Here is a 13,788-nt window from a genome sequence, read left to right on the forward strand (position 1 = left end):
AGAAAAAGACTTCGTACCCTCTGTTTTGTAAATCGGTCTTCATCACCGCTCAGGTGACTTAGAAATCCTAGTGAGAGTGATAAAGATAGCGGCTTTGCTTCATCACCGCTCAGGTGACTTAGAAATTTATCGCCCTTATCTCCCTTTAGTGCTGCTACTTCATCACCGCTCAGGTGACTTAGAAAGTATGAGTGCATCAGCTCTGTTATTGATATATCTTCATCACCGCTCAGGTGACTTAGAAATTGTTCATTGAACAAACCACTATCAGCATAACCTTCATCACCGCTCAGGTGACTTAGAAATTTTGCACAAACATGGCCATAAAGAAAAGACGCTTCATCACCGCTCAGGTGACTTAGAAAAACGGGATTACTCCACTCAAAAACCCTGTTATCTTCATCACCGCTCAGGTGACTTAGAAATACAAACAGAGTTTACCTTTTCACGCTCCCAACTTCATCACCGCTCAGGTGACTTAGAAACACTCTTAGGGCTTAGACGCGTATAGAATGTCGCTTCATCACCGCTCAGGTGACTTAGAAAAGTAGCGCTTAGCCCAGACGGTGAGCGCCCAACTTCATCACCGCTCAGGTGACTTAGAAAAATATGAGCGACGGACACGGCAAACAGTGGATCTTCATCACCGCTCAGGTGACTTAGAAAATTTGCGGGGTCATGCCGTTGATGTTCTCAACCTTCATCACCGCTCAGGTGACTTAGAAATCCGCTGTATGTACCGTCACATGACCTAGTTTCTTCATCACCGCTCAGGTGACTTAGAAATACGATTTAGCAGGGATGCTATGAACTATACTCTTCATCACCGCTCAGGTGACTTAGAAAGTATGAGTGCATCAGCTCTGTTATTGATATATCTTCATCACCGCTCAGGTGACTTAGAAATATCACGATTAGCGGTAAGTACCTCGACAAAGCTTCATCACCGCTCAGGTGACTTAGAAATGAACGAACGCGCCTGGTGGTGTCTATTTTTTCTTCATCACCGCTCAGGTGACTTAGAAAATAGTAACAAGCTTCTCTTTCTCTTTATCTACCTTCATCACCGCTCAGGTGACTTAGAAAAAAACACAGCCAATAGGCTAACAATATAGAGACTTCATCACCGCTCAGGTGACTTAGAAAATTGTCCAAACTTATAACGGTAAGTTTCATTTCTTCATCACCGCTCAGGTGACTTAGAAAACCAGTAAAGAGCGATGTTAAGGCGATGGGCACTTCATCACCGCTCAGGTGACTTAGAAATTTAGGAGTGGCAATAGATGGCTACCAAAACCCTTCATCACCGCTCAGGTGACTTAGAAATGCCAGCGTCACCGCGACGTTTTTGAAATACGCTTCATCACCGCTCAGGTGACTTAGAAATTCGACTTCAACAACCGACACAAGGGCAAGCTCTTCATCACCGCTCAGGTGACTTAGAAATTCAGGATATGAAGCGATTAACCATGTTTTGTTCTTCATCACCGCTCAGGTGACTTAGAAAGTCAACTGATACGATAGGAGTTATGCTGCCCTCTTCATCACCGCTCAGGTGACTTAGAAATTATAAACCTACATCGGCTGCTGTTAGGGGTTCTTCATCACCGCTCAGGTGACTTAGAAACAAATCTTGATACCGTTATCATTCAAAAACTTCTTCATCACCGCTCAGGTGACTTAGAAAAACATTTTTCGACACAAGTCACTACCCGTCAGCTTCATCACCGCTCAGGTGACTTAGAAATGATGATGATGCAACCGAGAAGTTAACGACTGCTTCATCACCGCTCAGGTGACTTAAAAATAAAAAAATATCAGCGCTGCGTTGATTGACTACTTCATCACCGCTCAGGTGACTTAGAAAAAACACAATAACAGCAGTGGTAATATTTGGTTCTTCATCACCGCTCAGGTGACTTAGAAAATGATTCCATTGATGGCAGGGTAAAGAGCGACCTTCATCACCGCTCAGGTGACTTAGAAATAAGAGAGTACATAGTCTCAGGAAATGCTGTTCTTCATCACCGCTCAGGTGACTTAGAAATAATATTAAAAACGCTACCCACAAAAACCCATCTTCATCACCGCTCAGGTGACTTAGAAAAAATAACGCCCACAAAAAAGCACCACTCAACCCTTCATCACCGCTCAGGTGACTTAGAAATAAATCACCACGCCTTGCTGCTTCAAAAACATCTTCATCACCGCTCAGGTGACTTAGAAAATATAAGACGACACGGCTGAACGCGCTTTATTCTTCATCACCGCTCAGGTGACTTAGAAAAAAGAGATTTACGCCTTTCCAAGCAAGGGCAGCTTCATCACCGCTCAGGTGACTTAGAAATTAGTCTGGACAACGGTGGCGGCTTTACTTAACTTCATCACCGCTCAGGTGACTTAGAAATCGTAAATCTCAATACCTTTCTTATCGGTTAACTTCATCACCGCTCAGGTGACTTAGAAATTTTAAGATTAAGATTCTAAAAATTATAGGATCTTCATCACCGCTCAGGTGACTTAGAAATTGTTCGAGTAGAAAGTGCAACCAATAAAATTCTTCATCACCGCTCAGGTGACTTATGAGCAGCGTTAAAAAATTGTACTGCAATTTTAGTTGTGCAAGGAAAATCCTTTAAATAGAATTTTCAGAAGTTATAATTCCAAACGCAATTCGGAAAAATGGATCTCACCGCTCAGGTGACTTAGAAAGCTATAGGTGCTGAGTGAGAGACTGCCATTTACGGGTTTCATCACCTATAGGATGCTTAAAAATAGCGGGGTTTAAAGTAGTTGACAGATGTCATTGCCTAGAAATTCGATTATAGTAGATATTTATAACCATTATTTAGACAAACTAAGGGATTAAACCATGAAAACACTAGGATTATGCATTGTAGCAGGACTGGGATTAAGCGCTTGTGCTATGACAGGTAATACAGACCAAAATAATAATGCCAATAGAGTCGTCACTCAATATCCTGTTGAAGCTGCCATACTAAACATCTACACCAAGCAACGCAGTGATAAGTTAATTGCCACGGTTGGGAATCAAAGTGTATCAGCAGAAATTCAAGTCACACCTAAAGGCAGTATGCGATTCAATAATAAAGCTGTACAAGGTGCCGAAGTAAACACTATCAATAAAGTGAATGATCGAATCACTGATCAGTCAGTCGCTATCAATTACTTTACCCTGAACCCACTCGTGTTTCATGGCTTTACAGATAGCACGGGTAAATACTCACTATCAAACCAGACAACTGTCATTCCTAAGATAGCTACAGTCGGTGACTCAAGTAAGTTGATTACTGAGAATATCTATACTAATAGTAGTATGCGTAACAAGATAGGTACTTATAACCAAGATTGGTCTCTTGCGCGAGATACTAATAACACCGCATGGTTCTGCATAGAAACATCAGGCAATCTATTGCTCAGCTCTGACCCTGCAGGTACGTCATCAGAATGCTACAAGATTAATGCCAAAGGCGAGCTGTTAGCGAGCAAAGTGACACTTAATCAGCCTAGTAGTAATGGCAGCGCTAGAACAGTGACCTTAACCAGTCAGTAGTGATTCGCTTTATCATATGACTTATTGCATAACCTTAATCACATAACAACGATAGATAAAGTAGCGCCTAACATGGGCGCTATTTTTTATGGTTTAAACTGCTCATCTAAAACCTCACGACAACCACCGTCGCATAACTCACATTTGCCCTTGAATTGTTCAAGCGGCTGTCTCTACAATCAAAGTCATCTCATCTGAGCATCTAGTTACTCGTGCTTGGATATACCTTTTCCTTTATGACGAGTCTGCCATGTATGCGCTCATCGACTGCAACAGCTTTTATGCCAACTGTGAAAAGCTCTTTCGCCCTGATCTAAAGGACAAGCCTGTCGTCGTGCTGTCTAATAATGATGGCTGCGTCATAGCACGCTCACCTGAAGCAAAGCTGCTTGGTATTAAGATGGGCGTGCCGTACTTTCAAGTCAAAGACTTCTGCATCAAAAATAACATCACTGTCTTTAGCTCCAACTACGCTCTTTATGCGGACATGTCTCAGCGTGTCATGATGACCTTAGAGACACTATGTCCAACCGTTGAAGTGTATTCTATTGATGAAGCCTTTTTATACTTAGCCGATTATCCCGTTGCCATGCAAGACCTCAATGCTTACGGGCATAAGCTTAAAGCCATTGTTGAGATGCATACTGGTATTCCAGTCGGTGTCGGTATTGGTAGCACCAAGACTATGGCAAAGCTTGCCAATCATGCGGCTAAGACGTATCCCGCCACCAAAGGCGTCTGTGTGTTAGAGAATATCAGATGGATACGCCGCATCATGCAGATAACCGATGTCGGCGAGCTGTGGGGTGTGGGTCGTCGGTACAAGGTTAGACTCAATGAGATGGGCATTCATACCGTCTACCAATTGGCCATCTGTGAGCCTGCTAAAATCAGACAGCACTTTGGCGTGGTACTCGAGCGCACCTGCTTAGAGCTCAACGGTCAGTCCTGTCTAGGCATTGAAAGCATAGCCCCGAAGAAACAAATCATCTCCTCACGGTCATTCTCTGAGCGCATCACTGACCAACAAGCTCTAAGCGAGTCGATCTGTAGCCATGTAGCAAAAGCCGCCAGTAAACTACGACAACAAGACAGCGTCTGTGCTTATATCACGGTCTTTGCTAAGAACAGCCCCTTTAGTAAAAATGAACCTTATGTTTCTATCTCTGGTAACTATCAGTTTATCACGCCAACGGCAGACACCAGAGTGATGGTCACCGCTGCCAGACAAGTTCTAAAGATGATCTATAAAGAAGAGGTACGCTATGCTAAGGCAGGTGTGATGCTGCTCGGTATCTGTCAGCATGATGAGGTGCAGCTTGACTTGTTTGCAGAAAGCAAAGCAGCTGTCGAGGATAAAAAGAAAAATACAGAGGTCACTGCCATCATGGATGCACTGAATAAAAAGTACGGACAGAACAGTCATCAGCAAGCGGCAGTGTTTATCGCCAGTGAAGGTATCAAGGACAAGCAGTCATGGCAGATGAGCCGTGACATGCTTTCTCCTTGCTACACCACCAATATCAATCAGTTGCCTAAGGTGCATTAGATGACCGTCAAAATAATCGGTAAGCTCACCAATGAAGGTGAAACGGTATTGCTGTCATTATACAGCGATAAGGTCAAAGCGGGCTTTCCAAGCCCAGCCACTGACTATGTGCAAAACCGTATTGATTTAAACACGTTACTCATACGCCATCCGGCATCGATGTATCTGGTCGAGGTGGAAGGAGACAGTATGGTGGATATCGGTATCTACCCCAATGATATTCTTATCGTGGATCGCTCATTGACAGCCTGTCATAAGGACATTGTGATTGCACTGGTCGATGATGGCTTTACTGCCAAGCAATTGATACTGGGTGAGAGTATTATCTTACGTGCGCATAATGAGAATTATGCCGATATCGTGGTTAAGGGATCGCTTGAATTATTTGGGGTGGTGGCGAGTAGTATTAGGCGGTTTAAGCGCTGAGATATATAAGACCACTCTTTTAATGTCCTAAAATCATATATTAATCTGCATCCACGCCATCTAAGCTCTTGATCCTAACATCCAAGTAGTACGCTGCTTTCTCTACATTCCCACCCCAAGCTATCATCCTAAGCTACTTTTCTAGTTATCTCATCTGCCCACACACCTACCCACTCAAGCTAAACTCTTAAAATACTTCAGATAGGATCACCATAGATTGTCTCTAAAAGTATAAATCATAGCAAGGCGTCATTAGCCGTCGCCTAATTTGATATTCTGTCTCAAAACCCCAAAACTTGACTTTCAATTGTTTGCTAGTCCTCGTAAAGTATTAGTGGAGGTCAGCACAAGGGTATATATAAAGAACAAGTCATCAACTCGATATCTTAGTAGGAAAAATATGAAATCACTATCGATCGCTAAGCTACAAACACTCAATGTGCTTGTATATCCAGAAATCATTAGTCTGTTTGATATTTATACCTGCCATATTAGACCACTTCTTAATAGTCAGGCTATCGAACTTGAGCAAAGTAATACTTGCTTAAAACTTACCTGCTTTATAAAAGAGGAGGAAAAATGGTTCTTGCTCAATAATTTTGAGCTTTTTCACCTGATCAAAAGCCCTGATGCTGATTTTAGTGTACTCAGACAAAAAGTAGCTGTGCAATACATCTCAAAGGATCAGTTTGATTTTGACATTAGTTTTTACGAGCTCATTGATCTCATCGCAAAATACAACAAAAAAATAGATATCAAGCTCATTTACACGCAGCTAAACGAAGCCTTGGATCAAGAGATAAACCAAAAATTATTTGGCAAAAATATTTTTGCTATTACTACATTTTGTCGGCTTATAAATATAAGTGAGCAAACTTATTACAAGCGACCTTCTGAGGGTGTTTTATGACTGAGAATGCTGAGAATGCTGAGAATGCTGAGAATGCTGAGAATGCTGAGAATAATCATGAAGAGCGTGAATGGCTTAATGCGCAAGCATTAACAGACATCGTTAAGAAAATTGATAATGAGCAAAATTTTATATATCCAGAAGCAGTATCGACTGCCATATCTGAGATCACTTTAGCAGTACACAATAGCTATAGCCAGCCAGATGATAATCCCCAAAATCTACTAAGATTAATATTACAGGTATTACAAAGAAGGCCAGTTCCTCGGCTTTCTATGACTATTAGTAGATCAGAATTAGCAAAAAAACCACTCATCATGCAATTGCTTATTCTCATGCAACATTCTATCAATGAACATCAGCATGACTACCTACAGAAACGGTTAATTTGGCTAGCCATAGCAATGCACACCAGTGTGATGCTGACGCAGCACTGGCCAAAACAGCAAACCAAAAATATACTGATGCAATTTAAACAGGCGCAGTTTTCAAGATCTTCTAGACGAACATGGATTTGGCGTGAACTACCTGATTTACCTCAAATGATCATGAGTGTGGAAAGTATATGCGCCATTTTCACTGATCTATTAGAGCAGCAAAAAAGTGCATATGAATTGTTAAATGATAAGCAAGCTACTCATGCCGAAGAAAAGAAAGTGGCAAAAGATAAACTGAGCCAAATAGAGAAAATAACGACCGCCTATCAAAATGCGCATACGTTACGCAAGCCTAGACTTAAGTATAAGAAGCCGCCTAAACATATTAAAATTATAGCCATCAACTTAGCAGATAACACATCGAAATTGCCCTTAGACTCTACTGCAACGAGTCACAACTGGAATACCACGCCTAGCAATGATACATGGAGTAACACACGTGATGATATAGAACACAGCGCTATCGCCATAGATCTTGCATTTTTAGACGCTAATACTGAAAGCCATGAAGGGTTAACCACCAGCTTTGAAGAGCGTATTGATCACCATGAGGCACCCTATGTCAGCTATGGCGAATATCCAAACCCGTTAATCAAACACTCTATACCGCTCCAAACTATAGATTTATCGCTACAGCAAAACTATATGTCTCAGCGCAATCTCGCGCTTAACTCTAACACGCGCTTACTCTCTCTTGCCGGCTACCAAGCGTTATTTGCTGCGCTCAACCAAGATGCAAGCACCTTACCAGAAACAGAGACTGATAAAACCTGTGCTGGTATTTTATTGTTATCTATGATTACTGGGTTGCCAGTTAAATCCTTACTAATACCCGGCTATATCGGTCATCCTAATATTTTCAAAATTAAAGGTAAAAAGTATTACATCGAACACAGCTTAGGTATTACCGAAAAGTCCACAAGCCAAACATTGCTCGAAAATGATTATGAAAATACTTCTGATACCATCAAAGTTCCACTACCGTTGTGGCTGATAGATGATTTACTTGCTTGCGAGTTGCCATTAAAAGAAGATTTTACGGCTTATCTTGCCACCTTACGTAGCAGCCTTGGATTGCCGTACCTGTCCGTCAATCGTATAGAGACCGCACTACATGTCGTGCTCTCTCGTTATACACCTAATTGTCATGCACATATCGCCGATATCATCTGTCGCACGCCTGCGTCCCATGCTCCTGCAATGTACTATAGTAGCCACACCAGCGAAGCACTTATGACACACTATAAATCAGCACTGGGCATATTTAATAGCAACAGTGATTTTGACTTAACTTATATCACCCCTTGGCATAAATATACCGTAGGCTCAGCGTTTGCGCTAACGATTGAAACCGTTTGCGACATCGTAAATGAGATGAAGTACTGGACTGATCAAAGTTCAAACGATGAGGAGCACTTTAATAGAACCAGTATTTTTGTATGGTTTGTCTTTTGCCTTTTAACCGGCGTGCGACCAAACAACGGTCTTGGCAGGATGTACGATATTGATCTTGATATGGGTTGGCTGCTCATCAATGACAAGCCAGTTAAGAAGGTCAAAAGTGACCGTCTCATTCCGCTATGCCCCACACTTATACGCCATCTAACAGACTATAGAGCATATTTAGTCAACTATCAGGCAAAGCACCAAGGTCATCATGATATCAGCGCTATCATTGATAATATACGTTTAGGTAATGATGAAGCACTATTAAAGCTGTTGTCTGAGCGAGCTCCTACTGCTAACTCTCCTACTCTTAAAGATATTAAGCGTGGCGATGCTTATCATATGACCAAGCATATCATTGACGCCAATCCCTATTGGACACGCCACTTTGTTCGTACGCAGCTTGAAAAACTTGGCGTTTCCTTATCACTGATTAACACGGTTATTGGTCATGAAAAAGCTCGTCAAGAAGTATTGGGGCGCTTCTCATCAAGTAGTAAAGCAGATATTAAGCGTGTAGCGTCCGTGTTTGAACAGATCGCAGCACAGCTTGGGTTATCAGATATCACAATCAATCATTACCCTAATTCAAATCATGTCGGCACAAGCACTGCAGAGGTTGATCATGCTAATAAATGAAATAAAGCTGCCAAAAATTATTGATGACTTAGCAAAGTTTGATGGTAGAAAAAAGCGCTACGTGCCTTACCCATCTATACTCAAAAACAGTGACACGGCAAGGACACGTGAGATAAAGCTACTCGCCGACTTACAAACCGAATGGGAGTCATTGAAAAGGATTCATCCTGGAAGTATCGGATTCATACAGTCTTTCAATAAATACTACCAACAAGCGCTTTGGCCCAATGAGCGCATCTTTTCATTTTCGCCAAGCTCTAGCGATTATTTTGATTTGTCATGGCTATCTTGGAGTCAATCTTTAAGCCAGTTTCAGATAGAGCTTTACAGGCAATTGGAACCATTGTCCCAAGAGGGATTCGATGAGTTTCAGTCAATCATTGAAAACAAAATTGCAAAAGCTTACGAGTCATCTAAAACACTCAAACATGTCTGGCAAGTCGTCGTTAAGTTCGTTAACTATCAAAATAAGTACCATATGCTTGCTGAGCATCACTATCCCAAGATAATCGCGCCACAGCCTACTAAAATTAATCCACTAATTACAAATACAGCTTGGTTAAAAGACGGTAAGGCGCTGGTCAAAATTATTCGCGCAGTAGAGCATAATTGGGAGCAAACAGTCGATTATAGCCAAGATCAGATTATAGGCTGGCTGATATTCTCAGGAATTGTATATGGCGGTATCAATGAGGTACAAATGCTTCAAGGGTGGCTTATCTCATTGCTCACCAAAGAATATCAGCCATTCATCAAAGAAAGGATAATGGTCTCGCCGCGCTTTGTACAAAAGCGCTTTGGTAACGAGCGAGAAGAAGAAAGTGACCAGCTTTATAACACCAAGCAAATCGTTGTAGATATGGTCAGTCAGTGTTGGCTGATGCGTTATCATAAAAAAAGCAGTCAAGCAGAGATCAAACCTATCATTGCCAAGCTGTCAGAAGATAAGATAAAACAATACTTGACTGTGGCTTTGTCTGACGTGATCAATCCTTTAGGTATTAAGCCACTTCCCTTTTCAAGGTTTTTATATTACGCCAGTTATTACTGGGAGGAGCTGAAGGGCACTAATATTGATCATGCTTCAGTTGGGGTGCTGCGAGGTATGCATAATACTGCTGGACTGAGTACACAGGACTTTGGTCGGTTTTTGAACCAAAAATATCAGTATAAAGAGGAGCCGTATGATCTAGAACATATTTTGACGCTGTCTATCAGCAAAAACTCTGTTAATCAAAACGAGACATCTAGTAGTAGTTCTACCAAAAAGATAGAGGTTAGAAAGTCTGATTTAATTATGAATCTGACTAAAGACTTCAAAATGGATAAAAAACAGAAGAAGAAAAAACTCGGCCAAACGACGTACACTCTTATCGAAAGAGTACAAAAACGCTATGGGCAATACGATGACTTAAGTGAAAAAATTTTATTAGATTGGGTACTAAGTTTACTCAATCGAAAGGAGTCAAAATCACTTAGTAATGAGTCTATTTTGAAATATATTAGAACCATAGGCTATGAATGGTTATATTTCACAACGGCTCAGCCGCTTGATATTTGGTCAGAGGAAGAGTTTGAGGAACTTTATGAAGATATTTTAGAGTACAAAGCTGTCGTACGGAACAATACTGACATTGGATACTCTGCCAATTTATTAAAGAGTATGCACAACTTTGCTAAGAGCAAATACAATCTACCCTCCGTGAACTTTCAACACTCCAAAAACGGTCGGCGTGTACGTGCAGAGCTGATATCACCGCAAGCGTACAAAGCCATAATTACGCAGATACTGGGTTCTGTAGATATATTGGAGCGGGAGATGTTCGCGCTTTTATTTATCTTAGTCTATCGTACTGGCATGCGCAAAAAAGAGCTGTTGGGACTTAAGTATAGTGATATCGAAGGTTTAAAGGCAGCTACACCCTCAGTGGTAATCAGGCCCAATAGCTACCGTCCCACCAAGACTCAAAGTAGTATCCGCCGCATTGCCTTATTTGCCCTTCTCAAGCCTGATGAGCTGAACTTTTTTATTAACTTTGTGCAAAGTAATATTGGCAGCCATTCAAACAAATTTATCTTTACCTTATCATCGGATCAGCGTCCTATTGATGACCATGTTCCTTTACAGTTACTCAAACGAGTCTTAAAAGACATGTCGGTAGATGATAATGTGGCAGAGCATACCTTTCATGGGTTTAGACACACGGCTGTGAGCAATCTATCTTTAGCGCTATTAGGTCATCCAGATCTCGTAGAAGCCCTCACCGATTATGACGAAAACGACATACTGCGTATAAAAAAAGGCCTACTCGGGGAGCATATCGATGCACAAGATCGCTGGTACGCTCTATCAGGTGTTATGGGGCACTTGTCGCCTGAGCGTAGCTTTGAGTATTACAACCATTTTGCTACTTTGATGGCGACCTATGCGTTAAGTATTGCTGACATCAAACTACCCGAGCAAACGCTGTGTAACATTACCGAATTTCCTCTTAGAAGGATTAAGGATAATGCTGACATTACTGCTAATGGCATGGTCAGCATACCTAGCATGCGTAAACTTTTGTTTAAAAGTATTATAGAAGGCAAACGCAAGTCACCTCAATTTACGATCGAAAACTGTGATAAACAGTTTCTCTTGAGTACCAATACCCCAACCACTGATGAATTGTTTGGTCGTTATGGTCTAAACCGAGTACAGCTGCTACTACAGACCTATGATAAAGAGGTACTGTTGAGTAAAGCAGCCCAGTTGGCAAATATTTCTATGCACGATGCAAACATTTTAATAAAACGTGCCAGCGAGGTTGCCGACATCGCTACCAAACGCGGCAAATCTCGCTTTGTTAAGCTATCAGATTCAAAGAATTCCGTACTGAGTCCACTGAACATTCAATATCAAAGTGACTTAAGATTGCTATCGCTTTTGTTAAGCAATGCCTATCGCTTACGGGAAGAATTAAGGATTGACTGGGCTTGGTTCATTGAGATATGTAGTGAAAAAATATCTACTAGCAAAGCATACCTATCATTTGGGAAAGGAGATGAGAAAGAGTTGCAGCGTTTCATTGATATTGTGGATAAACTACTGCCTTTGAAACATTGGCTGATGAGTAGCAACGAAGCCTTGTTAATGAAAACTATGTCATCTACTGATTATCAAGATATCAAGCGGCAGTCTAATGACAAGATAGAAGCTATCCATATCGGTATTGCTAGCCGAGACCATAGAGAACAGACGAATAAATGGCAATACTCGCCGCTACTACGGTTTTTTGTGCATATGATGCTTATCACTGATGAAAACATACTCATTATAGATAGTAAACTATAGATACTTTGTTGATTTGAGAATCATATTTTAAAACTTATATATCACTGGCTTACTTGGTTCTAAATTCATTTATCATAATATTTCTATTATAGGAACAGTAAGTTATTCCTATGATAATTCTGAATTTAATGGGCTTTACTGACAGCACCATTTTTTATGTCTTTACTATTTCACTCACTTTTTTTAAGTGAATGAGGTCTAAATTATAAATTGATCTATTGCATGTTAAATGAACAAACAACGCAAGTCTAAACTATAGCGTAAAATTTAGAGATTCAGTCATGAGTACACTAGGGCGTGTTGAACATTGGCGACAAATTAATGGCAAAAAAAATAGCGAACGGTTAATCTTTAAGCTCTCACACAAAAAAGATATCGTTCGCTATGCCTCGCACCATGCTCAAAGATGAACACTGGACAAGACTAAGACCCATATTACTAGAACTTAATATCTATGACAAAGGAAATCTTAGACAAACGGTTGAAGGCGTGCTTTATCGCATGCGTGTTGGCTGTCCTTGGTGCGACTTACCCGAGTATTTTGGTAAGCCTAATACCATCTATAAAGCTTACCAGCGCTGGTTTCGCAGTAATAAGCTGATTGCATTATTTACGTTACTGATCAAAGACGCAGACCTTGAGTGGGTCTTTATCGATGGTACTCATATTAAAGCGCATCAGCACAGCAGTAGTGGCAATGAGAACCTACAATCCATTAGTAAAAGTGTGGCAGGCCGCGCGAGCAAGATTCACTTAGCAGTTGATGCTCATGGCAATCCGATTACCTTTATTTTATCAGATGGCACAACCCACGATGTTAAAGTCGCACCTGATTTAATAGATAAGGTTGACTTGAGCGATACAGAGGTTTTATGTGCCGATAAAGGCTATGATTCTGATGCACTACGAGCGCATATTGAACAATCAGGGACGCATGATAACATCCCTCGAAAACGAAACACTCAGTCTTCTAACGACCATATGGACTGGGACTTGTATAAAGCCAGGCATCTAGTAGAAAACGCTTTCGCTAAGCTAAAACAGTATAGGGCGGTTGCCACCAGATTTGATAAGCTCAAGCAGAGTTATGAAAATACGGTCGCTCTTGCTTGTGCTTATATCTGGCTCAAATTATGAATGTTCAACACGCCCTAGTATTTGTTGCTGTTATAGGCGCAGCTATATTACACGCAGCATGGGAGCTGTAGTCCTTGGACATATGCCACTTGCATTAATCGTTTTACCATTTGTTCCAACGCCATCTGTTGTAGGTATGCCTTATCTAGCAGTAGGTATTCTACTCCATGTCGGATATCAATTTGATCTATGCCGTCAAATCCGTACAAACACACTTGGGAGATTTTAGCTACACCGCCTAATATAACAATAAAAAAACGCTACCCGATAATTAATCAGATAACGCTTTGCTTATTGCTTATCTAGAATATATTGAACGCTAACGCTCACCTAGTC

General features: G+C 41.1%; 7 protein-coding genes and 1 CRISPR repeat array (1 of these 8 only partly in view). All 7 genes read left to right on the top strand.

Going from position 1 to position 13,788, the window contains the following annotated elements; genetic code table 11:
- A CRISPR array of direct repeats spans positions 1-2,587; the repeat unit is 28 nt; unit sequence CTTCATCACCGCTCAGGTGACTTAGAAA (it extends 1,583 nt beyond the left edge of the window).
- 285 nt (positions 2,588-2,872) lie between these two features.
- The 7 genes from B2575_RS07910 to B2575_RS07940 all read left to right on the top strand — a co-directional run bounded on the left by B2575_RS07910 (position 2,873) and on the right by B2575_RS07940 (position 13,452).
- On the top strand, positions 2,873-3,574 hold the full coding sequence (locus B2575_RS07910; RefSeq protein ID WP_201566824.1) for a hypothetical protein: 702 nt from the start codon (positions 2,873-2,875) through the stop codon (positions 3,572-3,574).
- Between the two features lie 250 nt (positions 3,575-3,824).
- Entirely contained in the window at positions 3,825-5,123 is a 1,299-nt protein-coding gene (gene umuC / locus B2575_RS07915) for a translesion error-prone DNA polymerase V subunit UmuC (RefSeq protein WP_201566831.1), read from the top strand.
- On the top strand, positions 5,124-5,549 hold the full coding sequence (umuD, locus tag B2575_RS07920) for a translesion error-prone DNA polymerase V autoproteolytic subunit (RefSeq protein WP_102093435.1): 426 nt from the start codon (positions 5,124-5,126) through the stop codon (positions 5,547-5,549).
- 400 nt (positions 5,550-5,949) lie between these two features.
- Complete coding sequence (locus B2575_RS07925) at positions 5,950-6,459, top strand: hypothetical protein (protein WP_201566833.1); 510 nt, start codon at positions 5,950-5,952, stop codon at positions 6,457-6,459.
- On the top strand, positions 6,456-8,981 hold the full coding sequence (locus tag B2575_RS07930) for a hypothetical protein (protein WP_296241052.1): 2,526 nt from the start codon (positions 6,456-6,458) through the stop codon (positions 8,979-8,981). Before B2575_RS07925 ends, B2575_RS07930 begins: the two co-directional genes overlap by 4 nt.
- Positions 8,968-12,315: a tyrosine-type recombinase/integrase gene (locus tag B2575_RS07935; protein WP_296241054.1), complete on the top strand. Its 3,348-nt coding sequence runs from the start codon at positions 8,968-8,970 to the stop codon at positions 12,313-12,315. Before B2575_RS07930 ends, B2575_RS07935 begins: the two co-directional genes overlap by 14 nt.
- 384 nt (positions 12,316-12,699) lie before the next feature.
- A complete protein-coding gene (locus B2575_RS07940) occupies positions 12,700-13,452 on the top strand; it encodes an IS5 family transposase (protein ID WP_201566848.1) in 753 nt (250 codons plus the stop codon).
- Positions 13,453-13,788: the final 336 nt, after the last annotated feature.

Origin of the sequence: Psychrobacter sp. UBA6739 (genome assembly GCF_002453835.1) — a bacterium.
Lineage (GTDB): Bacteria > Pseudomonadota > Gammaproteobacteria > Pseudomonadales > Moraxellaceae > Psychrobacter > Psychrobacter immobilis_A.